The sequence below is a fragment of the Yoonia vestfoldensis SKA53 genome (genome assembly GCF_000152785.1).
GTDB classification, from domain to species: domain Bacteria; phylum Pseudomonadota; class Alphaproteobacteria; order Rhodobacterales; family Rhodobacteraceae; genus Yoonia; species Yoonia vestfoldensis_A.
The window spans coordinates 2,472,279-2,497,992 of the sequence record NZ_CH672414.1 but is presented as its reverse complement, the minus strand read 5'-3'; the positions used below and the strand labels follow the sequence as shown (position 1 = coordinate 2,497,992).

28 protein-coding genes and 1 tRNA gene are annotated in these 25,714 nt (G+C 61.4%); 15 read left to right on the top strand and 14 right to left on the bottom strand.

Annotation, left to right across the window (positions count from 1 at the left end; all coding sequences use genetic code 11):
- The first annotated feature begins 8 nt into the window (after window positions 1-8).
- Window positions 9-464, top strand: a complete 456-nt coding sequence (lptE, locus tag SKA53_RS12115) for an LPS assembly lipoprotein LptE (RefSeq protein WP_007206442.1) — start codon at window positions 9-11, stop codon at window positions 462-464.
- On the top strand, window positions 461-1,483 hold the full coding sequence (gene holA / locus SKA53_RS12110; protein ID WP_007206441.1) for a DNA polymerase III subunit delta: 1,023 nt from the start codon (window positions 461-463) through the stop codon (window positions 1,481-1,483). Before lptE ends, holA begins: the two co-directional genes overlap by 4 nt.
- A 61-nt stretch (window positions 1,484-1,544) precedes the next feature.
- On the opposite strand, the gene SKA53_RS15450 is transcribed toward holA, so the two are convergent.
- Entirely contained in the window at window positions 1,545-1,748 is a 204-nt protein-coding gene (locus SKA53_RS15450) for a hypothetical protein (protein WP_131494598.1), read from the bottom strand.
- 425 nt (window positions 1,749-2,173) lie between these two features.
- Here SKA53_RS15450 and SKA53_RS12100 point away from each other — a divergent pair, with 425 nt between their 5' ends.
- Window positions 2,174-2,755: a glutathione S-transferase family protein gene (locus SKA53_RS12100; RefSeq protein ID WP_007206438.1), complete on the top strand. Its 582-nt coding sequence runs from the start codon at window positions 2,174-2,176 to the stop codon at window positions 2,753-2,755.
- On the opposite strand, the gene SKA53_RS12095 is transcribed toward SKA53_RS12100, so the two are convergent.
- Genes SKA53_RS12095 through SKA53_RS12085 form a run of 3 tightly spaced genes read right to left on the bottom strand, consistent with a single transcriptional unit; the run spans window position 2,737 to window position 5,266 of the window.
- Complete coding sequence (locus SKA53_RS12095; RefSeq protein WP_007206437.1) at window positions 2,737-3,900, bottom strand: TIGR03862 family flavoprotein; 1,164 nt, start codon at window positions 3,898-3,900, stop codon at window positions 2,737-2,739. The genes SKA53_RS12100 and SKA53_RS12095 overlap by 19 nt on opposite strands.
- A complete protein-coding gene (locus tag SKA53_RS12090; protein WP_007206436.1) occupies window positions 3,897-4,511 on the bottom strand; it encodes an enoyl-CoA hydratase/isomerase family protein in 615 nt (204 codons plus the stop codon). Before SKA53_RS12090 ends, SKA53_RS12095 begins: the two co-directional genes overlap by 4 nt.
- Window positions 4,508-5,266, bottom strand: a complete 759-nt coding sequence (locus tag SKA53_RS12085; protein ID WP_007206435.1) for an SDR family oxidoreductase — start codon at window positions 5,264-5,266, stop codon at window positions 4,508-4,510. Before SKA53_RS12085 ends, SKA53_RS12090 begins: the two co-directional genes overlap by 4 nt.
- Window positions 5,267-5,383: 117 nt before the next feature.
- Here SKA53_RS12085 and SKA53_RS12080 point away from each other — a divergent pair, with 117 nt between their 5' ends.
- The 6 genes from SKA53_RS12080 to lpxK all read left to right on the top strand — a co-directional run bounded on the left by SKA53_RS12080 (window position 5,384) and on the right by lpxK (window position 11,613).
- On the top strand, window positions 5,384-6,886 hold the full coding sequence (locus SKA53_RS12080) for a DUF2125 domain-containing protein (protein WP_040482968.1): 1,503 nt from the start codon (window positions 5,384-5,386) through the stop codon (window positions 6,884-6,886).
- Window positions 6,887-7,003: 117 nt separating this feature from the next.
- Window positions 7,004-8,350 (top strand): TldD/PmbA family protein, encoded by a 1,347-nt coding sequence (locus SKA53_RS12075; protein ID WP_007206433.1) that lies wholly within the window; start codon window positions 7,004-7,006, stop codon window positions 8,348-8,350.
- Window positions 8,337-9,128: a 3'(2'),5'-bisphosphate nucleotidase CysQ gene (locus SKA53_RS12070; protein ID WP_007206432.1), complete on the top strand. Its 792-nt coding sequence runs from the start codon at window positions 8,337-8,339 to the stop codon at window positions 9,126-9,128. The genes SKA53_RS12075 and SKA53_RS12070 overlap by 14 nt, the downstream gene beginning before the upstream one ends.
- Window positions 9,129-9,163: 35 nt before the next feature.
- Complete coding sequence (locus tag SKA53_RS12065; protein ID WP_007206431.1) at window positions 9,164-9,409, top strand: DUF4170 domain-containing protein; 246 nt, start codon at window positions 9,164-9,166, stop codon at window positions 9,407-9,409.
- Window positions 9,410-9,430: 21 nt separating this feature from the next.
- Window positions 9,431-10,627, top strand: coding sequence for a 3-deoxy-D-manno-octulosonic acid transferase (locus tag SKA53_RS12060; RefSeq protein WP_007206430.1), 1,197 nt, complete (start codon window positions 9,431-9,433; stop codon window positions 10,625-10,627).
- Window positions 10,627-11,613: a tetraacyldisaccharide 4'-kinase gene (gene lpxK / locus SKA53_RS12055; protein WP_007206429.1), complete on the top strand. Its 987-nt coding sequence runs from the start codon at window positions 10,627-10,629 to the stop codon at window positions 11,611-11,613. Before SKA53_RS12060 ends, lpxK begins: the two co-directional genes overlap by 1 nt.
- On the opposite strand, the gene SKA53_RS12050 is transcribed toward lpxK, so the two are convergent.
- Both SKA53_RS12050 and SKA53_RS12045 read right to left on the bottom strand, forming a co-directional pair.
- On the bottom strand, window positions 11,610-12,275 hold the full coding sequence (locus SKA53_RS12050; RefSeq protein WP_007206428.1) for a DsbA family protein: 666 nt from the start codon (window positions 12,273-12,275) through the stop codon (window positions 11,610-11,612). The genes lpxK and SKA53_RS12050 overlap by 4 nt on opposite strands.
- Window positions 12,276-12,287: 12 nt before the next feature.
- The gene (locus tag SKA53_RS12045) at window positions 12,288-12,797 is read right to left on the bottom strand and encodes a DUF721 domain-containing protein (protein WP_007206427.1); all 510 of its coding nucleotides are present in this window, start codon (window positions 12,795-12,797) and stop codon (window positions 12,288-12,290) included.
- Window positions 12,798-12,848: 51 nt separating this feature from the next.
- Here SKA53_RS12045 and SKA53_RS12040 point away from each other — a divergent pair, with 51 nt between their 5' ends.
- Both SKA53_RS12040 and SKA53_RS12035 read left to right on the top strand, forming a co-directional pair.
- Window positions 12,849-13,916, top strand: coding sequence for an A/G-specific adenine glycosylase (locus SKA53_RS12040; RefSeq protein WP_007206426.1), 1,068 nt, complete (start codon window positions 12,849-12,851; stop codon window positions 13,914-13,916).
- Between the two features lie 52 nt (window positions 13,917-13,968).
- Entirely contained in the window at window positions 13,969-15,114 is a 1,146-nt protein-coding gene (locus SKA53_RS12035; protein ID WP_007206425.1) for an alkane 1-monooxygenase, read from the top strand.
- A 104-nt stretch (window positions 15,115-15,218) separates the two neighbouring features.
- Here the strand turns inward: SKA53_RS12035 and SKA53_RS12030 are convergent, their stop codons facing one another.
- The gene (locus tag SKA53_RS12030; RefSeq protein WP_040482967.1) at window positions 15,219-16,328 is read right to left on the bottom strand and encodes a site-specific DNA-methyltransferase; all 1,110 of its coding nucleotides are present in this window, start codon (window positions 16,326-16,328) and stop codon (window positions 15,219-15,221) included.
- 88 nt (window positions 16,329-16,416) lie between these two features.
- A complete protein-coding gene (locus SKA53_RS12025) occupies window positions 16,417-17,049 on the bottom strand; it encodes a ribonuclease HII (protein ID WP_007206423.1) in 633 nt (210 codons plus the stop codon).
- A gap of 234 nt (window positions 17,050-17,283) precedes the next feature.
- Here SKA53_RS12025 and SKA53_RS12020 point away from each other — a divergent pair, with 234 nt between their 5' ends.
- The gene (locus SKA53_RS12020) at window positions 17,284-17,565 is read left to right on the top strand and encodes a hypothetical protein (RefSeq protein WP_007206422.1); all 282 of its coding nucleotides are present in this window, start codon (window positions 17,284-17,286) and stop codon (window positions 17,563-17,565) included.
- 25 nt (window positions 17,566-17,590) lie between these two features.
- The gene (locus SKA53_RS12015) at window positions 17,591-18,241 is read left to right on the top strand and encodes a winged helix-turn-helix domain-containing protein (RefSeq protein ID WP_007206421.1); all 651 of its coding nucleotides are present in this window, start codon (window positions 17,591-17,593) and stop codon (window positions 18,239-18,241) included.
- Here SKA53_RS12015 and SKA53_RS12010 read toward each other — a convergent pair.
- On the bottom strand, window positions 18,238-19,269 hold the full coding sequence (locus tag SKA53_RS12010; RefSeq protein ID WP_007206420.1) for a LacI family DNA-binding transcriptional regulator: 1,032 nt from the start codon (window positions 19,267-19,269) through the stop codon (window positions 18,238-18,240). The two genes, SKA53_RS12015 and SKA53_RS12010, sit on opposite strands and share 4 nt — an antisense overlap.
- An 84-nt stretch (window positions 19,270-19,353) precedes the next feature.
- Here SKA53_RS12010 and SKA53_RS12005 point away from each other — a divergent pair.
- Both SKA53_RS12005 and SKA53_RS12000 read left to right on the top strand, forming a co-directional pair.
- Window positions 19,354-19,430: transfer RNA gene (locus SKA53_RS12005), tRNA-Arg, on the top strand.
- A gap of 81 nt (window positions 19,431-19,511) precedes the next feature.
- Window positions 19,512-21,293 carry an ABC transporter ATP-binding protein gene (locus tag SKA53_RS12000; protein ID WP_007206419.1) on the top strand — a complete coding sequence of 594 codons (1,782 nt, stop codon included), beginning with the start codon at window positions 19,512-19,514 and terminating at the stop codon, window positions 21,291-21,293.
- Between the two features lie 17 nt (window positions 21,294-21,310).
- Here the strand turns inward: SKA53_RS12000 and dxs are convergent, their stop codons facing one another.
- The 5 genes from dxs to pufA all read right to left on the bottom strand — a co-directional run bounded on the left by dxs (window position 21,311) and on the right by pufA (window position 25,706).
- Complete coding sequence (dxs, locus tag SKA53_RS11995) at window positions 21,311-23,245, bottom strand: 1-deoxy-D-xylulose-5-phosphate synthase (RefSeq protein WP_007206418.1); 1,935 nt, start codon at window positions 23,243-23,245, stop codon at window positions 21,311-21,313.
- Between the two features lie 179 nt (window positions 23,246-23,424).
- Complete coding sequence (pufX, locus tag SKA53_RS11990; protein ID WP_007206417.1) at window positions 23,425-23,649, bottom strand: RC-LH1 core complex protein PufX; 225 nt, start codon at window positions 23,647-23,649, stop codon at window positions 23,425-23,427.
- Between the two features lie 11 nt (window positions 23,650-23,660).
- Window positions 23,661-24,587: a photosynthetic reaction center subunit M gene (gene pufM / locus SKA53_RS11985; RefSeq protein WP_040483288.1), complete on the bottom strand. Its 927-nt coding sequence runs from the start codon at window positions 24,585-24,587 to the stop codon at window positions 23,661-23,663.
- Window positions 24,588-24,599: 12 nt separating this feature from the next.
- The gene (gene pufL, locus SKA53_RS11980) at window positions 24,600-25,430 is read right to left on the bottom strand and encodes a photosynthetic reaction center subunit L (protein WP_007206415.1); all 831 of its coding nucleotides are present in this window, start codon (window positions 25,428-25,430) and stop codon (window positions 24,600-24,602) included.
- Window positions 25,431-25,553: 123 nt separating this feature from the next.
- Entirely contained in the window at window positions 25,554-25,706 is a 153-nt protein-coding gene (pufA, locus tag SKA53_RS11975) for a light-harvesting antenna LH1, alpha subunit (protein WP_007206414.1), read from the bottom strand.
- Between the last annotated feature and the right edge of the window lie 8 nt (window positions 25,707-25,714).

Sequence of the window (25,714 nt, the reverse complement as noted above, 5' to 3'; positions counted from 1 at the left end):
GTCGCCTGTTGCTACTGGGCCTTATTGCCCTTGGCGGCTGCGGGTTTGCGCCGGTCTATGGTGATGACACGATCCTGCGCGGCCGGATCGCATTCGAGACACGCGACACCGTGCCGGGGTTCCGCCTGCGTGAAAGGCTGGAACAACGGCTTGGTGTCGCGGATGCGCCGCTCTATGTGCTGCGCGCGCAGATCACCGACCGGCGGCGCAGTCTGGCGATCACGACATCGGGGGACAACCAGCGTTTCAACGTGGTGGGCACCGTCACATGGGTCTTGACCCATGCCACGAGCGGCGAAACGCTTGCCAATGGCCGCCACGAAACCTTTACCAGCTATGCCGCCACCGGATCGACCACGGCAACCCAAGCCGCCGAGACCGACGCGACTGCCCGCCTGTCCGTGGCGCTGGCCGATATCATCGTCAGCCGCCTGTTGCTGCTGGCGCCGGACCTGCCGCGATGAAACTGGCGGGCGATGCCGCCGCCGGTTACCTGCGCAAGCCCGATCCGGCGCATGCGGGGTTGCTGATCTTTGGTGCCGATCCAATGCGCGTAGCGACCAAACGCCAGCAGGCGATTGCCGCCCTTGTCGGCCCGCAAGGCGATGAGGAAATGCGTCTGACCCGCATCAATGCCGCAGACCTGCGTAAGGATGCCGCCCTTTTGGACGATGCGATCAAGGCGCAGGGGTTTTTTCCGGGTCATCGCGTCGCCTTTGTGGAGGATGCGACCGACACCCTGTCCAAACTGATCGAGGCCGCACTGACCGACTGGCGCCCGGGCGATGCGCAACTGGTCGTGACCGCAGGTCAGCTGACTGCCAAATCGGCCCTGCGCAAAGCCTTCGAAAGCCACCGCAACGCCATGGCCATCGGCATCTATGATGATCCACCCAGCATGTCCGACATCGCGCGCGCCTTGGCCGATGCGGGGCTGGAGCAACCCGGCCGCGACGTGATGGACGCGCTGTTCGCGCTGGCGGGGACGCTGGAACCGGGCGATTTCCGGCAAACGGTGGACAAGGTCGGGCTGTATAAACAGGGCGATGCCACGCCTTTGACCATCGCAGATGTCATGGCCAATGCGCCCCAATCAGCCGAGGTTGATGTTGACGATGTGCTTGACGTGGTCACAGCGGGGCAGGTCGACCAGCTTGGGCCTGTGCTGCGCGGGTTATATGCCCAAGGGGTCACGCCGGTCACGCTATGCATCGGGGCAATGCGGCATTTCCGGCGGTTGCATGTTGTGGCGTCCGATCCGGGCGGGGCCAGCGCCGGTGTCGCGCGGTTGCGCCCGCCCGTCTATGGCCCCCGCCGCGACAAGATCGCGCGACAGGTCAGCCACTGGGGCCGCGACCGTCTGGAAAAGGCGCTGACCGCGCTGACGGATACCGATCTGCAACTGCGATCCGCGAGCACCGCGCCGCAGGCGGCGCTGATGGAACGCACGCTGATCCGCCTTGCGATGATGGCGCGGCGCTGACGCAAAAGGCAGACCCGAAGGTCTGCCTTTCGTGATAGAACCGTTTGGCCGGCGTCAGAAATCAGTCAGCAGCAGCTGCGATCAGCAGGGCCGCCAGAACGCCGACAACGACGAAAGAAGGGTTGACGGACGAACCGGCTGGTGCTGGCTCTGCCATCACGACGACGGGAGCTTCCATCGTGGTTGGGGCAAGGCTGCCTGCATTTGCGGCGACGGCGGAAACGGCGATGACTGCGGATGCAGCGAGAGTAGTTGTAAGGCGCATGTCGGTCCTCCTATTGATGCACGGGTGGTGTGCCACGGCGTGGCTCTCCACATTGTTCTCTTAAATCAGTCCATTTTGAGAAAACCAAGACTCTGTGCAAGGATCGCAAAAGCGCGGCTTGAAGACGGCCCAGATCGGGGGAAACCGCCTACACGCATCGGATGATCTGTTGGGACGGATTAACCCAATAAATACTGGTTGTTCCCGCTGTTGCCTGCTGGAATTTTGCTGGAAACAGGCCGCCCTATTGCGCCGGATGCAGCATTTGACCGGATTTTGTCCGCCAGAAAGGTGCCGGATTGCAACAGTCTTTCTGAAAAAATGCAACACTGCCTGCCCTGAACAAATGCCACCAAACCGGCAAATTGCCTTGCAAAGCCCCGCGTGACGCCGCCTTATGCGGCAAAAGCAGGGGGGGAGACAGCATGTATAAGGTTATTGGTCCGAAAAAGTCGCGCGCCTTAAGGGTGCTTTGGGCGCTGGAGGAATTGGGCGCGCCTTACGACCATATGCCCGACATGCCGGGGTCGGATGCTGTCAAGGCGCTGAACCCGTCCGGCAAGGTGCCTGTGCTGATCGCGGATGGCGCGACGCTGACGGATTCCACCGCGATTATGACCTATCTGGCCGACCGCCACGGTGCCTTGATCCCGGCCCCTGGCACCACCCAGCGCGCGCATCACGACGCGCTGATGCATACTGTGCTGGACGAAATGGACGCGATCCTGTGGATGGCGGCAAAACACAGTTTCATTCTGCCAGAGGCCCAGCGCCAGCCCGCGATCAAGGACAGTTTGCGCTGGGAATGGGCGCGCAGCCTTGACCGTCTGGCACCGCGCATCGCGGGCGATTGCCTGATGGGGGATGAATTCACGATTGCGGATATCCTGTGCGCCCATTGCCTGAATTGGGGCATGGCGATCAAGTTCGACATTACCCCAGATCCCGTGCTGGCCTATCAGCAGCGCATGCGCGACCGCCCCGCGTTTCAGCGGCTTTTGGCGTAAGCCGCAGCCGCTAGCCCTGCCTGTCGCCCTGTCGCCATGCTGGCGCTGATCAGATAGCCGCCTGTCGGCGCTTCCCAATCCAGCATTTCACCGGCGCAGAACACGCCGGGGCGGGCGCGCAGCATCAGGTCATCGGTCAGCGCATCCAGCCGCACGCCGCCCGCTGTGGAAATCGCCTCGTCCAGCGGGCGGGGGCCTGCGTGCAAGACACGCAGCGCCTTGATCAGCGGGGCGAGGTCATCTGGATAGGGCAGCCCGAATTCCGCCAGCAGGGCAAGGCGCACGGGGTCCAGCCGCAGCACCTTGCGCAGGTGGTTGGTGACGCTCGCCTTGCCGCGCGGTTTCGCCAACGCGCGGCGCACCTGCGCCAGCGTCCAGTCGGGCAAAAGGTCCATGACCAGCGGCGCACCTTCGCGCATCGCGCGCGACAGCGCATAGATGCCGCCGCCTTCGATCCCGCGGGCAGAGATGATGCATTCACCCCGCGTCGTGACCGCCCCTGCCATCATTGCCACAGCCTTGACCGGCGCGCCAAGGTGGCGTGCCATATGCGGCGACCAGTCCACCATGAACCCCATATTCGCAGGCGCAAAGGGGGCCGTGACATCGGGCAGATGCCGCATCCAAGCGCCGTCCGACCCCAGCCGCGCCCAACTGCCCCCGCCCAGCGCCAGCACGACCGCCTTGGCGCTGATCATCTGCACGCCTGCGGGCGTGTCAAAGGCCAGCGCATCGCCTTGCCAGCCTTGCCACCGCCAGCGGGTTTGCACGGTCACGCCTGCATTCCCCAACCGCGCCAGCCATGCGCGCAGCAAGGGCGAGGCTTTCATCGCCTTGGGAAACACCCGGCCTGTCGATCCGGTGAACAGGGGCTGGTCCAGTCCTTCTGCCCAGCGCATCACGGCCTGCGGGCCAAAATCGGCCAGAATGGCGCGTAAATTGTCGGGCAAGAGGCCAAAAGCGGCCAGATATGCAGGCATATCTTCGTTCTTGGTCAGGTTCAGGCCGGATTTGCCCGCCATCAGAAACTTGCGCCCGACCGACGGCATCGCGTCCGCGATTGTGACGGACATGCCTTGCGCGGCGGCCATTTCTGCCGCCATCAGACCGGCCGGGCCTGCGCCGATCACGATCAGGTCGGTCATGCGGGGTCGATCATCCGCTTGATGGCGGTCACATGGGCGGGGGCAGCCGCGCAGACATCCACTCCCAGATCATGGGCGGTCTGCACCAGCGCATCATCCGGTACGATCCGGTCGATCAGGCCCCAGCCAAGCGCGGTGTCTGCATCGATTTTTTGGCCCGCCATCAGGATCATTTTGGCCCGCGCAGGCCCGACCAGCCGCGCCAGCCGCATCGGATCGGACGGTTGCGGCAGAAAGCCCAGTTTCATCACCGGATAGAAAAACCGCGCCCCCGCCACCGCGATCCGCAGATCGCAGGCCAGCACCATGCCCAGCGCCCCGCCCGCCGCCGTGCCGTTCAAGGCAGCGATGGTCAGCCCACGACAGGCGGCAATGGCGCCCGACAGCCGTTCCCAGACCGGATCGGTCGCAAGCCCCGCGCGGGCGGCGTCCAGATCGGCACCGGCGCTGAACACGCGGCCCGTGCCGGTGAGGATCAGCAGCTTTGCATCACGCGCACCATCGGCAATATCGGCCAGTTCTGTCAGCATAGCGGGCGTCAGCGCACCCGCCTTGTCGGGCCGGTCGATCGTGACGATCAGGCTGTCGGCGTCCCTATCTGTGCGGATCATGTCAGACCCACCATCTTGCGAATAGCAGGCTCGCGCAGGCTGACGTCCTGTCCCAGATAGGGGTCGGCCTGATCCGAACACATCCAGACCAGCGCCTTGGCCGGCCATTCGGGCGGGATATGCACCGACCAATCCAGCTGGCTGACAGGGCTGACGCCTGATTCCTTGATGTCGCGCTGCATTTTCGTGGCAACGGTGCCGGGCGACAGGCCCATGATCCGCAGCCCCTGGGCGCGGCATTCCAGATCGGCGGTGCGGGTCAGCATGTAGGCACCCGCCTTGGACGCGCAATAGGCGGTCCAGCCATGCACCGGATTATGCGCCGCCCCAGAGGATATATTCAGGATCGTGCCATGCCCCTGTGCGATCATGCCGGGCAAAACCGCGCGCATCCCGTACATCACCCCCTTGAGGTTGATATCAACCGTGCGCGCCCATGCTTCGGGGTCAAGATCGGCGAAATAGCCCATCGGATCAACAACACCGGCATTGTTGATCAACACATCCAGCCCGCCGAATGTCTGGGCCGTGGCGGCAACAGCTTGTTCGACCTCGTTATACCGCGACACGTCGCAGGGAATCGCCAGCGCCTTTTCCCCGATCTCGCCTGCAATTTGGGCGATATCGTCAATGCTGCGTGCAATCAGGGCGACATTCGCGCCACAAGCGGCAAATTCCCGCGCAGCAGCCTCGCCGATGCCACGGCTGGCCCCCGTGATGAGCACGGTTTTGCCCATCATATCGAACTTTTTCACATCAATCCCTTTCGGTCTGGCCTGCGGATGGGTAACAGTTTTGCAGATGCTATCCTTCCTTGGCCCGTGTTGGAAGACGTGGGCCGGAGGGGCAAACCCAGAACGGAAGGGATCTTGATGACCTTTAGAACGACTTTGCGCGGTGCTGTCTGTCTGGCGGCGCTGTTGACCGCAAACACCGCCCTTGCCGAGGTGACGGCCCAGCAGGTGTGGGACGACTGGAAAGCGCAGCTGTCCGTCTACGGCCCCAACAGCCTGTCCGTCGGGGCAGAGGATATGGCGGGCGACACGCTGACCGTGCGCGACGTCGCGCTGACCATGACCGAAGATGATGTGACAATCCGTGCCACGATTGGCGACGTGAGCTTTGCCGAACAGGGTAACGGCAGCGTGCGCGTGACGATGCAAGACAGCTTTCCCATCGTGCTGACCGACCGGCAAGGCATGACCGCCACCGTGCTGGTCACCCAGACGGGTCTGGAAATGACTGTCAGCGGGACCAGCGACGCGATTGATTATGCCGTCAGCGCCAACAGCTACAGGATTGCGCTGGACAGTGTCGTCGATGGTGATTTCACCTTTGACGGTGATGTCAGCATGACCGGCAACCGCCTGACGGGCAGCTATACCAGCCGTCAGGGCGATATGCGCGAGCTGACCTATGCCGGAGCAGTCGAATCTGTCGATATCCTTGTCGATGTGCAGATCCCGCAAGCGGCGGGCGAATACATCACCCTGGGCGGCAAGATCAACGGGCTGAACATGCAGGCCGAGATCAAGATGCCGCTTGATGGTGTGATGATCAACGACAACGATTATTTCACTAACGGCACGTCGATGTCAGGTGGCTATACCGTTGGCAAAAGCGACTATGTATTCGACGTCAATGCCGAAGGCGATCAGATGGCGGGGTCGGTTAGTGCCGGTTCCGGTATGCTGGCAACCCAGATCAGCGCCGACCGGCTGGCCTATTCCGGGCGGACCACCGATGTCGCAGCAACGATCGTATCGGCAGCGGCCCCTTTCCCTGTTGAAATCGGCCTGTCGGCCTATGGGTTCAACTTGGACATACCTCTGGCGGCGTCCGAGACCGCACAGCCCTTTGCCTTTGGTATCGAGCTGGCGGATCTGACGGTCAGCGACATGATCTGGTCGCTGTTTGATCCAACCAATGTGCTGCCGCGCGATCCGGCGACGATCAAGATCGGCCTTGCCGGTCTCGCCCGTCCGCTGTTCGACATGATGGACCCCGCGCAGGAAGAGGCGGTGATGAACAGCGACATGCCGTTCGAACTGTCCGAAGTAACGCTGACCGATCTTGATATCGCGGTTGCCGGTGCCACCGTCACGGGCGACGGGGCCTTTAGCTTTGACAATAGCGATATGGTGACATTCGCCCCGCTGCCTCGCCCAGAAGGCGCGCTGCGCGTGCAGATCAACGGCCTGAACGGGTTGCTGGACAATCTGGTCACCATGGGTCTGGTCCCCGCCGACCAGATGATGGCCCCGCGCATGATGATGGGCATGTTCGCGCGGTCCACCGGCGACGATCAACTCGAAAGCCAGCTGGAAATCACCGGCGACGGGCAGGTTCTGGCCAACGGGCAGCGAATCCGCTGATCCGGTCCTGTCAATGTTGCGGCGCGTCGCTCTGTCGGCGCGCCGTTCGCACGTCGTGTCGCGGCCTTGCAGCACCCCTGCCCGCGCGCTAGCTCTGCTGCAAGCAAAGGAAGCCCAATGACACATTCCCTGTCCGACCTGACCCACCAATTGATCGACATTGCCCGCAAGGCCGGCGCCGATACCGCCGACGCGATCGCGGTGGACGGCACGTCGCTGTCGATCGACGTGCGGGGCGGCGTGTTGGAACACGCCGAACGGTCCGAAGGCATCGACATCGGTTTGCGGGTTCTGATCGGCAAACGGCAGGCCTGCGTGTCGTCGTCCGACATCAAGCCCGACACATTGCGCCAGATGGCCGAACGCGCCGTGGCCATGGCAAAAGAAGCCCCCGAAGACCCGCATGCGGGCCTTGCCGACACCGCGCAACTGGCGCAGGTGACGGATAATGCCGCGCTGGAAATGCATGACCCCGCCGAGGAACCCGATCCCGCGATGCTGCAAGACCAAGCTGCCCGCGCCGAGGCTGCGGCGCTGCGCAATGCAGGCGTGGCGCAGGTGCAATCGGCCTCTGCCGGATATTCCCGCCGCCGCGTGCATCTGGCAGCGACCAACGGCTTTTCCGCAGGCTATACCCGCACCGACAGCGGCCTGTCCTGCGTGGCAATCAGCGGGACCGGCACCGCCATGGAGCGCGATTATGATTACGACAACCGCGTGTTCCGCGCTGACCTGCGCGATGCCGATGCCATCGGCACCCGCGCCGCCGCACGTGCCGTCGAACGCAGCGGCGCGCGCCGCCCCAAGACGGGTGCCTATCCGGTGCTGTTTGACGAACGCGTCGCGAGTTCCCTGATCGGCCATCTGTTGCAGGCTACCAATGGTGCGGCCATCGCGCGCGGGTCAAGCTGGCTGCGCGACGCACTTGGCGCGCAGGTGCTGCCCAAGGGGCTGTCGGTGATCGAAGACCCGCACCGCGCGCGCGTGTCCGGATCGCGGCTATATGATGCCGAAGGTTTGCCAACCGCGCGCCGCGCCATTGTCGATGACGGGGTACTGACGGGCTGGACGCTGGACCTTGCCACCGGGCGCAAACTGGGGCTGGACAGCACGGCCAATGCGGCACGATCCACCGGCGCGCCACCCGCGCCCAGCCTGACCAATATCGCCATGACGCAAGGCAGCGCATCGCGCGACGACCTGATCGCACAGATGGGAACGGGGCTGTTGGTCACCTCGATGATCGGGTCCACGATCAACCCCAATACAGGTGATTATTCGCGCGGGGCGGCGGGATTTTGGGTGGAAAACGGGGCAATTGCCTATCCGGTCAACGAATGTACCGTCGCGGGCAATCTGCGCGACATGCTGCTGACCCTGATCCCCGCCAATGACGCGCAACTGCATCTGTCGCGCGCTGTCCCATCGCTCTTGGTCGAAGGTCTGACCCTTGCGGGAGAGTGATCTGACCCTGCTGGTCACCGCCGCGCGCAAGGCGGGGACCATCGCCACAGGATATTTCGGCAAATCGCCGCAGGTGACCGACAAACCGGGCGGTGCCGGCCCCGTGACCGAGGCCGATCTGGCCGTGGACCTTATGCTCGCGGATTTCCTGCGCGACAAACGCCCCGATTACGGCTGGCTGTCCGAGGAATCACAAGACGGCCCCGCGCGCCTGTCCACGGCGCGCCAGTTCGTGATCGACCCGATCGACGGCACACGGGCCTTTATCGGCGGGACCAAGGACTGGTCCCATTCGCTGGCCATCGTGGAAAACGGTGCCGTTGTCGCCGCTGCCGTCTATCTGCCACTGCATGACCTGATGTTCACCGCCGCCGCAGGCATGGGTGCGCAGGCCAATGACCAGACAATCAACGTCAGCAGGTCAGCGATTGATCAGGCGCGGGTGCTGGCGTCGAAGCCAAATTTCGCGCCCGCATTGTGGAAGGGCGCGACCTTGCCGCCGTTTCAACAGGCGTTCCGGTCATCGCTGGCCTATCGGCTATGTCTTGTGGCACAGGGCCGGTTCGACGCGATGCTGACCCTGCGCCCCAGCTGGGAATGGGACATCGCCGCCGGTGCGCTGATCGTGGCCGAGGCGCGCGGCACCGTCACCGATGCGCGCGGCCTGCCGCTGATGTTCAACAATGCACATCCGCAGGTGCCGGGCGTCATCGCGGCAGGGAATGATTTACACGCCGATATCTCGGCGCGGCTTGAGCCTGCGCGCGCGAACCACTAGGGTCCGTACAACCACAGTAACGCGAGGATTTCCCGATGACACAGCGCCTGCACCTGGTTTTTGGCGGCGAACTTGTCGATCCGACCAAGAATGCATTCAAGGATGTCGCGGCAATTGATATCGTGGGGATGTTCCCCAATTATCAGACCGCCTTTAATGCATGGAAAGCCGCCGCCCAGCGAACCGTGGATGATGCGCATATGCGGTATTTCATCGCCCATATCCACCGCCTGCGTGACGAAGAAACCGCAGGCTCCACGACCGAGGAACTGGGCGGCTGACGCAAGGCAAGGGGCAGGATCATGGCGCGATCCCTTAAAATCGCGGCCTATATGGCAGGGCTTCGGCGCAGCAGCCCTGACGCCTCGCAGACGGCCTATCCCGACCGGCCTGACGGCGCGATTGTCTGGGCGCGGTGCAGCCGGCCCGAACAATTGACCGCGATTGAAACCTTGCAACGCAAGCTCTCGGATGATGCTGACGCAATCCAGATCATCGTGACCGTTTCGGATTGGAACCCGTCACTGGCGGGCCGCGCCTGGCCCGAACCCAAGGGCAAGGACAAGATTCGTGCCTTTCTGGCGCATTGGCGACCGATGCTGGCGATCTGGATGCGCGGCGATCTGGATCTGGTGTTGCTGGACGCGATCCAGTCTGCCCGCGTGCCAAGCATCCTTGTCGATGCAACGGCTGACGGGATCGACCATGTGGCGGGCGGCTGGGTGCCGGGGGCAATCCGGTCCTTGCTATCTGGCTTTGACACGGTTCTCGCGGTTGATTCAGCCTCAGCCGAAAAGCTGATCAGCGCAGGCGCACCGCAGGCCCGCATCGTCGTCACCGGGCTGATGGAAGATTGCAGCCCCGTGCTGCCCTGCACCGAGGCTGACCGCCGCGATGTGTCCGCCGCTATCGGGACGCGGCCTGTCTGGCTGGCCGCGGCGGCGCGCGCGAACGATTGCAAGGCGCTCTGCCGCGCCCATCTGGAGGCAGGACGCCGCGCGCACCGCCTGCTGCTGATCATCGTGCCCGACACGCCCGACAGCGCGCTGCAACTGGCCGAAGACATGCGCCAGTTCGGATTTCACGTCACGCTGCGATCAGAAAACCCCGAACCATCCGAACCAACGCAGGTCTTTGTCGTTGATACCGAGCCTGATCTGGGGCTGTGGTACCGGATTGCGCCGGTCACCTATCTGGGCGGCACATTGTTTGGTGGCGGGTGCCGTGATCCGTTTGAACCGGCTGCCCTTGGGTCTGCGGTGCTTCATGGGCCGCATGTCGCGCCCTATCAGCGTCACACCGCGCGGTTGACCGCCGCTGTCGCTGCGCGGTTGATCGGGTCTGCTGACACGCTTGGCCCCACGGTGGAATCCTTGCTATCCCCCGACAAGGCCGCGACGATGGCCCATGCGGCATGGGATGTCACGTCGCGCGGGGCCGATGTGACGAACCAGATCGTGTCGCTGATCCGTCAGCGGCTAGAAGACAGGGTAGCCTGATGCGCGCGCCGGACTTTTGGTTCACGCCGCCGCAACGCCCCGCGCTGACCGCGCGGCTGTTGGCGCCGCTGGGCTGGATTTATGCTGCGGCAACTGCGGTGCGTCTGCGCAGGCCCGCCAAGCTGCGCGCCACTGTGCCGGTGCTCTGCATCGGCAACCTGAATGCGGGCGGCACCGGCAAGACGCCCACAACCATCGCCCTGATCGACCGGCTGCGCGCACGTGGGCGCAATCCGCATGTGGTGTCGCGCGGCTATGGCGGGTCGCTGACCGGGCCGGTGCAAGTGAACGAACGCCAGCACAAGGCGGATCAGACCGGCGATGAACCCCTGTTGCTGGCGGCCTTTGCCCCAACTTGGGTCGCGCGCGACCGTGCGGCCGGCGTTGCCGCAGCACAGGCGGCGGGGGCGGATGTGATCTTGCTGGATGACGGGTTCCAGAACCCCGATGTGGCCAAGGATCTGTCTATCGTCGTTGTCGATGCCTTGCGCGGTTTTGGCAACGGGCGGGTGATCCCTGCTGGCCCCTTGCGCGAACCGGTGGCGCGCGGGCTGGCACGCGCGGATCTACTGTTGTCCATCGGCCCGCCCGAGGCGCAGGACAGGTTTGCCGCAGACTGGCCCATCGCCCTGCCGCATCTGGTGGGCCATCTGGCCCCGCTGCCCACGGGCATGCCGTGGCGCGACCTGCGCCTTTTGGCCTTTGCGGGGATCGGGCATCCTGAAAAATTCTTTCGCACCCTGCGCGATATGGGGGCCGATGTTGTACGCACCGAAGGCTTGGCCGATCACCAACCCCTGACGCCCGCGCTGATCAAGCGGTTGCAGATCGAGGCGCAGGTCCAGCGCGCGCAGCTGGTCACAACGGAAAAAGACGCCGTGCGTTTGCCCGACGCCTTTCGGATGCAGGTGCTGACGCTGCCGGTCCGGCTGCATCTGACGGATTGGTCCGCGCTGGATGCAGCCTTTGACCGGCTCGGGCTTTAGCCGATCCGCGCGTCCAGGATTTCCGCGAATTCGGGGTAGGCCATATTGCTGTAAAGCCGCCCGTCAATCAAGAAGCTCGGGGTCGAGCTAATCCCGTCACGTTCTGCATTGGCCTGATACCAGGTAAACAGTGCCTCTGCTTTGGGCCCATTGGACAGTGCCGCATCAAGCGCTGCGTCATCCAAACCCGCGACCTTGGCCAGCCGGCGCAGTTCTTCGACGATCACGACAGGATCGCCGCCCGCCAGCCAAGAGCGCTGCTGTTCATACAACATGCCAGCAAAGGAAAAGAAGAAATCCGGATTGTTCGTGCTGCGCGCGATCATCGATGCCCACAGGCCGGGCCGGTCGAAATACACTTCACGATAGACAAAGCGGATCTTGTCCGTGTCGATATAGTTTTCCTTGATCTGCTTGAACTGGTCAGCGTGGAAAGACGCGCAATGCGGGCAGGTGAAGGACGCATATTCGATCACTTCGACGGCGGCATCAGGATTACCCAACACCATTTCGATAACCTGCGGCAAGGCACCATCGGCAGCTTGGGCATTGGCCGCACCAGGCAGCAGGCCGGTCACGGGATCAGGGCGTCCGATCAGCCAGCCGGCACCGGAGATCAAGGCTGCGCCACCGGCGGCGGCCAAAAGCGTTCTGCGTTTCATGTCTACCTCTGTTTAGTTCTGTTGTTTCGCAAGCACGTGGCTACCAAGTCTGGCCAAGGCGGCCCGTAAATCATCGTTGTCTATATTCTCAGACAAGGCAGTCGCTTTGCAAATCACGTCTGCGCTGGGTTGCGTTACACGTTTGGGCGCAGGCGCAAAGGCCACCCGCCCGTCGGCAAAGCCCGTAGGTGCTGTCTGTGTGATCCGCACCCGTGCAATAGCGCGGTAGCCGTAACAGGCGTTCACCTTATCGCGGATCTGGTCTTTTTGCATTTCCAGCATCGGGGCCTGCGCGCCGGTGGTCAGCAAGGTCAGCGTCGCCCCCATCCCACCCTTGCCATAGCTCACATTCACCGGCGTCGCGATCTGCGCTGTGGCGGCGCCCACAACCTCGGCCCAATGGGTCAACAGGCGGGTCACGGCAAAACCGCGCTTTTCGCTGGCGCTGCGGATGCGGGTCTGCATCAGCGCGGCGGCGCGCGAAAAACCATAGGTCGTGCCATTGGGGCGTGGCTGTTTCATGGCTTTGCATTACCTTATGTCTGGACCTGCGCCAAGCCTGCGCTGCCGCAAATGGGGGAAACCGCCTTGCACGATCTGAGCTTTGCCTTGCTGGACTGGTACGACCGTCACGCCCGCGCCATGCCGTGGCGTGTCCCGCCAGCGGATCGCAAGGCAGGTGTCGCCCCCGACCCCTATGCCATCTGGCTGTCAGAAGTGATGTTGCAACAGACCACCGTCGCCGCGGTGCGCGATTATCACCGCAAGTTCACAGCACTTTGGCCCAGCGTACGCGATCTGGCGGCAGCGGATGATGCCGCTGTGATGGCCGCTTGGGCGGGGCTTGGCTATTATGCGCGCGCGCGCAACCTGCTCAAATGCGCGCGGGTCGTGGTGGCCGAGCATGGCGGCACGTTTCCGCGCAATCACGCGACCTTGCTGACCCTTCCCGGCATCGGCCCCTATACGGCGGCGGCCATTGGAGCCATTGCGTTTGATGCGCCCGAAACCGTGGTCGATGGCAATGTGGAACGCGTCATGGCGCGGATGTTCGACATCCACACGCCCCTGCCTGCCGCGAAACCGGAACTGACCGGCCGCGCCCGTGCGCTGACACCCCAGCACCGTGCAGGCGATTACGCGCAGGCGGTGATGGACCTTGGTGCGACGATCTGCACCCCGCGCAATCCGGCCTGCGGGATTTGCCCATGGCACGCGCCCTGTGCCGCGCGGATCGCAGGCACCGCCACCGATCTGCCACGCAAGACGCCCAAGAAAAAGACACCGACGCGATACGGGATCGCCTATGTCGCGCGGCGCGCGGATGGGGCGGTCCTGCTGGAAACGCGCCCCGAAAGCGGGCTTTTGGGCGGGATGCTGGGCTGGCCTTGCAGTGATTGGGCGGATGATCCGGCACCCGCGCCACCGATCAACGCCGATTGGATAGCGGTCGAGGCCCAAGCGCGCCACACCTTTACCCATTTTCATCTGCATCTGCAGATCATGCTGGCCCAAGTGCCGCTGGACGCGCAGCCCGACCGTGGGCATTTCATCGCAAAGCAGGATTTCAGCCCTGCGGCCCTGCCCACAGCCATGCGCAAGGTTTACGATTTGGTTGCCGATCTGATGCAGAGTGATTGAGAGGCAGCATCATTACAGCTAAGGTCACACAACCGGAGCACGAAAGGATCACATGCCGATGACGCCATCCGCAGCGCCCGAAACCGGCCCTATCCCGTCGGCCTTGCCGTTCTGGTTGTCGCTCGGGTTGATCCCGCTTGCGGTCTTTGTCGCAACGCAGGGCGGTTGGGCATTGCTGCTGCTGCCGCTGACGACATGGTGGCTGTTTTCGGGCCTCGATTATGTTGTCGGGCTGGACAAGGTGAACCCTGATCCTGCAACCCCCGAAAAGGCCTTGCTCTGGCACAAGCTGATCACGCTGCTTTGGACGCCGTTGCAATTGGTAACGATCTTTGGCGTGCTGCATTACGTCGTGAACACCGACCATCTGAGCCGGAGCGAGGCATGGGCGCTGTTTGCAGGGCTGGGCATCCTGTCGGGGACCATCGGGATCACCTATGCGCATGAATTGATGCATCAAAAGCCAAAGACCGAACGCTGGCTGGCGGATATTTTGCTGGCCTCGGTGTTCTATTCGCATTTCAGGTCCGAACATATGCTGGTGCATCACCGCTATGTCGCCACCCCGCGCGATCCGGTCACAGCGCGCTATGGCGAAAGCTTTTACCGGTTTTTCCCGCGCGTGCTGTATCAATGCTTTGTCTCGGCGTTTGGCGCGGAAAAGGCTATGCTGGCGCGCAAAGACCTGCCTGCCACCCACCTGTCCAACCCGTTTTGGCGGTATCTGGCGCTGCAACTGATGTTTCTGGGGCTTGCTGCCTATATCGGGGGGCTGGGGGGGGTGTTCTTGTTCGCGACACAGGCGTTCTGGGCGGTTTTCCAGCTCGAACTGGTGAATTACGTCGAACATTATGGGCTGACGCGCAAACATCTGGGCGACGGCAAATATGAACATGTCAAACCGCGCCATTCATGGAACGCGTCGCAGCGCGCATCCAACTGGCTGCTGATCAACCTGCAACGCCATTCCGACCACCATTACAAACCTGACCGCCGTTTCCCCTTGCTGCAAACCTACGCCGAGGATGAAGCCCCGCAACTGCCCTATGGCTATCCGGTGATGACGATGATGGCGCTAGTGCCGCCTTTGTGGCGCAAGGTGATGCACCCGCGGATCAGTGACTGGCGCGCGGCATTCTATCCAGAAATCAGGAACTGGCAGCCATATAAATATGCGCGAAATCCAATGCCACGATAAAAAACCCCGCCATCTTGCGATGACGGGGCAAAGTTAGCGCCTGCAGCCCCTACCACCATGGCTGGGTTCACCGCAGACACCGGCGGTATCAACTTTGGTAAAACTTAGTGTTTCTCCATCTCGGAGCGGATCTGCTGACGCAGCAGATCAATCGGCACTTTCTGGCCGTCGCGTTTGAATTGCCAATAGGTCCAGCCGTTACAGCTTGGCGCGCCTTCCAGATGCGCACCGACCTGATGGATCGACCCTTTGATGTCATCGCCGATCAGCGTGCCGTCGGCACGGACCTTGGCCTTGTGGCGACCATTCATGGACCAGAGTTCCTCGCCCGGGCGCAACATGCCGCGTTCGACCAGGACGCCAAAGGCAACACGCGGTTCGGATCGTTTGGATGAGGACACCTCTAACGCTTCGGTATCGAATTTGCGGGTGTTGGCGATGCGTTTTTCTGCAACCTTGCGATAGGCGGCTTCGCGTTCGATCCCGATAAAATCGCGGCCCAGCATCTTGGCCACCGCCCCCGTGGTGCCGGTGCCAAAGAATGGATCAAGGATCACATCGCCCGGATTCGTCGTGCCCACGATCACGCGGTGCAGCAAGGATTGCGGCTTTTGTGTCGGATGCGCCTTGTCGCCTTGGTCGTCCTTGAGCCGTTCGTGGCCGGTGCAAATAGGCAGCACCCAGTCGGAACGCATCTGCACGCCTTCGTTCAGCGATTTCAGCGCCTCGTAGTTGAAGGTGTATTTGCTGGCCTCTTCCTTGGACGCCCAGATCAGCGTTTCATGCGCATTGGTCAGGCGTTTGCCACGGAAATTGGGCATCGGGTTGGATTTGCGCCAGACCACATCGTTCAAAATCCAAAAACCTTGGTTTTGCAATTCCGCACCCATGCGGAACACATTGTGATAGCTGCCAATCACCCAGATCGCGCCATTCGGTTTCAAAAGGCGACGGGCGGCAGCCAGCCACGCCTTGGTAAACCGGTCATAGGCTGCGAAACTGTCGAATTGGTCCCAGGCGTCGTCAACGGCGTCGACCTTGGAATTGTTGGGGCGGTGCAGATCGCCTTTCAACTGCAAGTTATAGGGCGGATCGGCAAAGATCAGATCCACCGATCCTGCCGGCAGGCTGTTCATGACCGCGATGCAATCGCCGTCGATAATTGTATTCAATGGCAGCGCTTGCGCCACCTTTGCTTTGGTCTTGACCGTCATGTTCGCCTCATTGCCCCGGCGGATTGCCCGCTCTTTGGTTGGCCCCAATCTGAGTCAGAGATGATTCGCTGTCAAAACCTTTATTGAATCAATCACTTATGATTTTATCTTGATACAAGATATTGTGGACGGGTTTGAACGAACGCCTATGGTGTGGGGTCACACCAAGGGTGACCAGCGCCAATTTATGCGCAGGCGTCGGATATCCGGCGTTCGCTTCCCAGCCATAACCCGGAAACTGTTGCGCCAAATCCACCATGTGGCGGTCACGCCACACTTTTGCCACGATAGACGCAGCCGCAATCGACAGCGACCGCGCGTCACCTTTGACGATTGTTTCGGACGACAGGGTCAGGCCGCGTGGCACCATGTTGCCGTCGATCAGGACATGGTCAGGCGGGGTGGCCAATCCGGCAATCGCGCGCAGCATCGCCAGATGCGAGGCGCGCAGGATGTTATGGCTGTCGATCTCGGCCACGCTGGCCTGCGCGATGCTGACATCGGCGCTATCCATGATCTGCGAAAACAACGCCTCGCGCCGGTCAAGGGTCAGTTTCTTGCTGTCGTTCAATCCGGCAGGCAGGCGCGCTGGGTCCAGCACCACCGCCGCCGCCACAACCGGCCCGGCCAGCGGGCCACGCCCGACCTCGTCCACCCCTGCGATCCGCAGATGGCCACGGCCATGGGCCGTGTCTTCGAAAGAAAAGTCAGGCAATGTCATGCGCCAAGTGACCCGATGACCGCCGCGAGCGCAAGAAAAAAGGGGCAGAGCGTCAGACCTGACACTCTGCCCCCGAACGGCGCGGTAACTGGGACAAGACACCGCGCCATGTCGTGCGTTAGCTTTGCCGCAATCTGGCTTTGTCAGACAATATCAAGGGCTGGCCATGACATCGTGCAGGCGCGTACGATTGATGCTATTGAATAGCCGCATGATTTGGGATGAGTTCGACCGATGAAATTCTTTTCCTTCTCTTTCCTGATCTTTTGTCTGTCCGCAACTTTCGCGCAGGCGGCGTGTTATGCTGATTATAAAGCCAAGCAGGACAATCCCCTGCGGCTGCATTACGGTGTGACCGAAGTCCGCGGCGATTGCAGTGTTGCGACCGCCGAGGCACAGCTGCGTGACGCTCTGGCCCGCGACGGGTGGCAATTGTTGAATGTGCTTGGGGTCTTTGACGAGTCCGGGCTGGAAGAACGAAGGGACAGCGCCGGTGAGTTTTACCTCCGCTACTGAATCACGCGAAATCGGCAACCGGATCGTGGTGGCAGGCATTGCCGCCATCGTGCTGGTCTTGGGTATCACAGCGGTTTTGCTGTTCATGAGCCTGCCCGACGCCAATGCGTTCAACATGCGGGTCGAACGGCTGTTCGTGGAAAACGACACGCTGACGGGCAATGCCGAAATCAAGCTGCTGGAAATCCTTGCGCAATCTGGCACCGCGTTTTCGGATACTCTCGCGTCTTATCGGTTCGTGATCTTCGTGCTGCTGATCTTTGCAACCGCCCTTTTGGTCACTGCCGTCGCTTTTTTGGTCATGCTAATCGCGCTGAACCGCCGGATGGGCCGGATCGAACGGCAGGGGATCGAGGTCAATTCCCTGCTGATCAGCCGCGACCAGAAATCGGTTTATCTGAACGATTTCGAATTCAAACTGACCGATGCCGCCCTTGAAACCCTGTCTGTCCTGGCCGAAGCAAGGATGGATGACGAGGTGCTGTCAGGCGCCGAAATCGAAGGCGTGATTTCAGGCCGCGACCCATCGGATTGCGACGAAGCGGCGGGGGCCACCCGCATCAAGCGCCTGCGCGATACTTTGGGCAATCAGCTGGTCAGCGAATTGCTGATCAAGAACATCGCGCGCAAAGGCTATATGCTGGCCATCGACAAGAACGTGATCAAGATGGTTTAGCTACGCCGCAATGTTTCGCCCGGTGACAATTTCGGGCTCAGCGTGACGGTGGTTTCATCCTCGCGCGCCAGCCCCTGATTGCGCGCCACGATGATCTGCGCAGCCTTGACCCCGATTTCGCGGCGGCAGGCATCCATCGTTGCCAATTGGCGCGGCAGACCGTCCAGCAATTCCACGCCGTTGAACGCGGCAAGCCCGATTTGATCGGGGATCGCGACACCCTGTTCCAGCAGATACAGCAAACCGCCCGCGCCGATCATGTCGTTGGAATAATACAGAAAATCCAGATCAGGACTGCGCGCGATCATCTTGGCGGTCATTTCGCGGCCTTTGGCCAGTGCGGACCCGCCGGAATAGAATTCCTGATCCGCAATCTCGATCCCGGCCTTGGCCAGCGTACGGGTGAACCCTTCGAAACGTTTGCGCGCACGGTGGTCCAGCGGCATCTTGGTGCCCATAAACCCGATCTTTTTATAGCCGGCGGCGATGATTTCCTCGGCCATCTTGCGGCCCGCGCGCCGGTGCGAAATGCCGACGCAGGCGTCAATCGGATCGCCATCGGTGTCCATGATCTCGACCACGGGAATGCCCGACTGCCGCAGCATGGCGCGCGACGCCTCGGAATGTTCAAGCCCCGCGATGATGACGCCAGAGGGCCGCCATGACAGCATCTCGAACAGGACCTTTTCCTCTTTCTCGGGCAGGTAATCCGTGACGCCGACAACGGGCTGCAGGTCGGTGTCTTCGAGCACTTCTGATATGCCGGCCAGCACCTCGGGGAACACCATGTTGCCCAGTGACGGAATGATCACCGCCACAAGGTTGACGCGCGACGACGCCAGCGCGCCCGCGATCTTGTTGGGAACATAGCCCAGGCGTTTCGCCGCATCCTGCACTTTTTGGCGGGTTGCCGCACTGACATCGCCCTTGTTGCGCAAGACGCGGCTGACGGTCATTTCACTGACGCCCGATGCCTCAGAGACATCGCGCAGGGTCAGGGGGCGTTTGTGATCGCTGGTCAAAGGCATGGTCCTGTCTTGTCGTTTGCCCAAGGTTAGCTGGCCCGAGAGACGTTGACCAGACAAGCAAACGCAGGCATTGAACAAACCGGCGGCCCCGTGGCTCAACAGGATAGAGCAGCCCCCTCCTAAGGGGCAGGTTGCAGGTTCGAATCCTGCCGGGGTCACCAAGAAGTTGTTGGTGTGGCTATCGCATAAATCCGCAAAACGGTTTAGGAACCCTCTGAACCGGATTAAGAACATGTGAGCAGATGGCACAACCGACCAAATGGCACGAGCGATGGCTGGCCCGTTTACCCGCGGATCGCCTGATCATGCGTCTGTTGCTGGAAAGCTTTCACGAACATCGCTGGAAATATCTTGCCGCCGCAGGCGCGATGGTGCTGGTGGCGACGGCGACGGCAGCGACGGCATGGATGATGGGCCAGATCATTGATGCACTATCGACACCCGACAACCGGGGCCGGGTGATGGCTGTGGGCGCGGGCGTCGCGCTTGTTTTCGCGTTTCGTGGCGTTGCGATGTATGTGCAGGCCGTGCTGATGGCGCGGGCGGGCAACCGGATCGTCGCGCAAAAGCAGATGCAGATTTACCACCGGATGCTGGGTCAGGGCGTTGCGTTTTTCAACAGCAATGCATCATCCGACCTGCTGTTGAAGGTGACGCAAAGCGCGCAATCTGCGCGCGCCATCATCGACACGATTGTCGCGGGGTTCATCCGCGATCTTTTGACGCTGATCGGGCTGATTGCGGTGATGGTCTATCAACAGCCGGTGCTGTCACTGGTCAGCCTCGTCGTGGCGCCCATCGTGGTTTACGGGGTGCAGCGCATCCTGCGGCTGGTGCAGGACGTCATGCAGCAGGAAATGGCTGGTCTGGGCGAGATTATCAGGGTGGTGCAGGAAACCTCGCTGGGTGCGCGGGTGGTCAAGGCCTTTGGACTGGAAACCAGCATGGCCAACAGGATGGAGGCCGCGGTCCGCCAGGTCGAAGACCGCAACAACCGGATCGTTCAGCTGCAATCGGCGACCATGCCCTTGCTGGATGTCGTGGCGGGCCTTGCCATCGCGTCGATCGTCGTCCTCAGCGCGGTTGATCTGTTTGGCCGCGCGCCCGGAACAGCGGGGCAGCTGATGTCTTTTGTCACCGCTTTCCTGATGTCCTATGAACCGGCGATGCGTCTGTCGAAAATGCGGGTCGTCATCGAAAGCAACATGGTCGGCGTCCGGATGATGTATGAATTGCTGGATACCAAGCAGACCATGCTGGAAAGCCCTGATGCCGTACCGCTTGTCGTGGGTCCGGGGGCGGTTGAACTGTCGGATGTCTGTTTTGCCTATGGCGACAACGAACAGGTCCTGCGATCGGTCAACATGGCGTTCCAGCCAGGCAAGACGACGGCGCTTGTCGGCCCCTCGGGTGGTGGTAAATCGACACTGCTGAACCTGCTCTTGCGGCTGTATGACCCGACCGAGGGCAATGTTCTGATCGACGGGCAGGACATAAAGGCCGCGACCTTCAGCTCTTTGCGCGCGAATATCGCTTTCGTCGGGCAGGATACGTTCCTGTTTGCGGGGACCGTGATGGACAACCTGCTGCTGGCCCGCGAGGGCGCAACCCAGGACGAAGCCATCGCCGCCGCCAAAGTGGCCCATGCGCATGAATTCATCGAAAAGCTCGCACAGGGCTATGACACGGTGATTGGCGAGAATGGGTCATTCCTGTCAGGTGGCCAGCGCCAGCGTCTGTCCATTGCCCGCGCCGTGCTGCGGCAGGCGCCAATCCTGCTGCTGGACGAAGCGACCAGCGCGCTCGACAGCCATTCCGAGGTCTTGGTGCGCGACGCGCTTGAATCCATCACGCGCGGTGTGACCACCATCGTCATCGCGCACCGGCTGTCGACCGTGATGAATGCGGATGAAATCTGCTATCTTGAAAATGGCCAGATCGTCGAACGCGGCAAGATCGACGATCTGCTGACGACCGGTGGCAAGTTCAAGCAGCTTTACGATGTCCAGTTCAAGGGCAAATAGGACGGGCGGCTGACTGCTTAACCCTGATCCACCACGCGGGACTGGACCTTGCGCAGACCGATATTGGCCGCCTGCATCGCCGTTGCGGCGATATCGACGGCGGTCAGCCCGGCCTCGGCATACATCACATCGGGGGCAGCATGGTCGATATAGCGGTCAGGCAGCGTCATCGTGCGGACCTGACAGCGCCCATCCAGTAGCCCATCATTGGCCAGATCATGCAGCACCATGGCCCCGAAACCGCCCTGCGCGCCCTGTTCGACCGTGACCAACGCCTTGTGATGGCGCAGCAATTGCCGGATCAGCGCGCGGTCAAGCGGTTTGGCAAAACGCGCGTCCGCAATGGTGACCGATACGCCCTGCGTTTCCAGTGCGCGGGCGGCCTTGCGGCATTCATCCAGATGTGCGCCAAAGGACAGGATCGCAACATCGCTACCTTGCTGCACGATCCGGCCTTTGCCGATTTCGATGATCTCGCCACGTTCGGGAAGGTCCAGCCCGACGCCTTCGCCGCGCGGATAGCGGAACGCAATCGGCCCTTCGTCATAGGCAGCGGCGGTGCGCACCATATGCATCAGTTCCAATTCATCCCCTGCCGCCATAACCACCATATTGGGCAAGGCGGCCAAATAGCCGATATCGAACGACCCCGCATGTGTCGGGCCATCGGCGCCGACCAGACCAGCGCGGTCGATGGCAAACCTGACAGGCAGGTTTTGCAATGCAACATCATGCACGATCTGGTCATAGCCGCGTTGCAGGAAGGTCGAATAGATCGCACAGAACGGTTTCAGCCCGCTTGCTGCCATACCTGCGGCAAAAGTGACGCCATGCTGTTCGGCCATACCCACGTCGAACACGCGGCTACCAAAACGTTGGCCCATAATATCGACCCCAGTGCCATTGGGCATTGCGGCAGTGACCGCGACGATGCGTGGGTCATGCTGCGCCTCGACCGTCAGCGCCGTGCCAAAGATCTTGGTATAGCTGGGCGCGTTGGGGCGCGATTTGGCCTGTTCGCCACTGGCCACGTTGAATTTCGCGACACCGTGGTATTTGTCGGCGCTTTGTTCGGCGGGGGCGTACCCTTTGCCTTTTTTGGTGCAGACATGGATCAGCACGGGGCCGGTGGCACGGGTCTTGGCCGCGCGCAGCACCGGCAAAAGCTGGGACATATCGTGCCCGTCGATCGGGCCGATATAGGAAAACCCAAGGCTTTCGAACAAGGTACCCGTATTGCCCGATTGCATGCCAGTCACGAGCTGCCGCGCGCGCCGCGCATGGTCACGGATCGGGCCGGGCAGGACGGATTCGAACCCTTCGGCCATCTTGTGCAGATCGCCCAAGGGCGATGCGTAAAGACCCGACAGGTATTTCGACATTGCACCAACAGGTGGCGCGATAGACATTTCGTTATCATTCAGGATCACGAACAACCGCCGTCCTTCGGACCCTGCGTTGTTCATCGCCTCATAGGCCATGCCCGCGCTGATCGAGCCATCCCCGATCACGGCAATCGCATCACCCGTGGGCATACCCAGATCACGGCCCACAGTGAACCCAAGGGCGGCGGAAATCGAGGTGCTGGAATGGGCGGCACCAAAGGGGTCGTATTCGCTTTCGCTGCGTTTGGTGAAACCGGACAACCCACCTTCTTGGCGCAGAGTGCGGATGCGGTCACGACGGCCGGTCAGCACCTTATGCGGATAACATTGGTGGCCCACGTCAAAGATCAGCTTGTCGCGCGGCGTGTCGAACACGGCGTGAATGGCGACGGTCAATTCGACCACCCCCAAAGACGACCCAAGATGCCCGCCCGTTTCGGATACGGCCGAGATTACCTCGGCGCGCAGATCATCCGCGAGATTGGCAAGCGCTGTCATATTCATCCGGCGCAGGTCAGCAGGGCCTGCGATACTGTCCAGAAAGGGTGTGGAAGGGCGGTTCGTCATGACGTCACCTTTGCAATAAAAAAGCGTCGCAAGTGGATTGAACCGCTTGCGACGCTAGTCTCCTGTAGCCAACAGGAAGGGAACTGGGATCGAAATCCCAATGACGGACCGACCAGGGAAGGGTGATCCGACAGCGAAGGATCAGGCAGGCGTCGCGCGATGCCTGATCCAATGGGTTTTTAGTCAGCGACCGCGTCTTCCATCGGTGCCGCCCGGTTGACCGGGTCAGGCGTGCTGCGGCTTTCCTCGGGCAGTGCCTCGCCGATCAAGGCGAACGCCCCGATGAAGAACCAGATCGCCACAACGAAGAGCGCTGCATAACCCGCACCTTTGAGCATCAGGAAGGTGATGTCAGCGGTCAGCCTGCTTTTGCTGTTCATTTGGAGGATGTCGTTGTTTTTCATGGTCTCTCTCCTCAGTTCAGGGGCGCATAGCCGTGGATTTGTGCCCAGACGAACCAGTTGTCCACGACAGTTCCGGACAGCAGGATCCCGATACCACCTGTCAGCGGTGTCAGAACCGCGAACCACCAGGCCCAACGGTGGATACCTTCCATCGTGGCATTAAAGCCCATGGTCCAGCGCCAGAACAATGCAGCCCGTTCAGATGCCGTGCCACGATCCACGATCTGTTCGATCTCGCGTTCGCCACCGAAACGGCTGACCGCAAGGATCGTCGCACCATGCATAGCGAACAGCAGCACCGACCCGTAAAGGAACGCGATCGAAAGCGCGTGGAACGGGTTGTAGAACAGGTTACCATGGGTGATCGAGAACAGGTTGGTCCAGTCAAGGTGCGAGAAGATTCCGTAAGGGACGGCCTCGCTCCATGATCCCATCAGGATCGGCCGGATCAGACCCAGCACAAAGATCAGCCACAGCAGCGCGGCAAAGGCGTAAGCAACATGCAGCCCCATACCCAGCGCCTTGGCGCGCTGATAGGTGTGCAGCCACCAGGCACAGCACCCGACCAGAAAGAAGAAGCTGGCGATCAGCCACCATCCGCCTTCGGCCAGGGGCGCAAAGCCCAGCCCGTATTGTGGCCCCGGCGGTTCCAGCGACAGCCAGAACAGGTCACGGAAGAACAGACCGGGGCTATAGCCGACCTCGGCCCAGAAATTCATCCCGATGATGAAAAACCATGCCGCAAAGCCGATGACCGCGATCATCCCACTTGATCCCAGATGGACAGGCCCGATCTGGGCGTTGCCAAAAAGGCCAAGCAAGGTCGAGAACCGGGTGCCTTTGGTGCGTTCGCGCATCGTGTCCGCGTCGGCAACGACCCCCATTTCGGCAGGGCCCTGGACTTGGACTTGCGTGAAGATATTTTGATATTCAGCCATTTTCATACCCTCCTACAGGTCTACCCACCAGGGCAGTTCATAGTACCAATCCCACCAGACGATCCATTCCTCGAACCAGATGGTGCCGGAAATCACGATACAGACCGCGCTCCAGAAACCGGCCATCAGCGCAAGGAACAGGCCCAGACGGTGAATACCCAGTGGCCCGATCGAATAGCCGATCAGATCGCGGAAATAGGTGTCTTCGTGATCAGGCGCGCCGATGGTCTTGCCCTTGCCGGGGTTGACCGCGGACAAAACCAGCGATCCATGCAGCGCCAGCGCCAGTGTCGTGATCCAGAAGAAACTGATCGCGACCATATGGGCCGGGTTGTAGTGGAAGTTGCCGTAAGCATAGCCCACGTTATTCACCCAATCGAGGTGGCTGAAGATGCCATAAGGAAACGCATGTCCCCAAGCCCCCAGCAACACCGGCCGGATAATGACCAGCGTGACATAGGCAAAGATCGCAACGCCAAAGGCAAAAGGCACATGATAGCCGATGCCCAGTTTGCGGCAGATTTCGACCTCGCGCATCATCCAGCTGAGGAAGGCACCGACAGCGCAGATCGTGATGATCTGCCACAATCCGCCTTGCAGCAAAGGTGCGGCACCAAGGCCGTATTCGAGTGGTGGCGGATCAATCGAAATCAGCCACGGATTCCATGTTGGGCCTTGGCTGGCCCCGTAAAAAATCATGATTGTCCCAAGGACGGCGAAAAAGAACGTCGTGACCCCGAAGAAGCCAACATAAAATGGCCCCACCCAAAAGTCGAACAGATCTCCGCCTACCAATGTCCCGCCACGGACCCGGTATTTTCTTTCGAAGCTGAGCTGTGCCATCTTCCTACTCCATATGCTACAGGCCCTGCATCCCCGTTCGGCTGCGCCCTGTGATCGTCAATGTCGGTGTTTGCCGCGGGCGGACCAAAGTCCCGCCCGTAGCGATGTTATTGAAAGCGCTGATCAACCGCCAAAGGCCAGCTGGAACCAGTTTGTTGCTTCATTGCTCAGCAGGACGAGGTGAATCATCGCTGCCAGCAGGAACAGGAAAACGCCCTGTGCCACGAATACGCGGCGTGGGTCGAAAACCAGCCAGATCTTATAGAACTGTGCCATGTGGATAT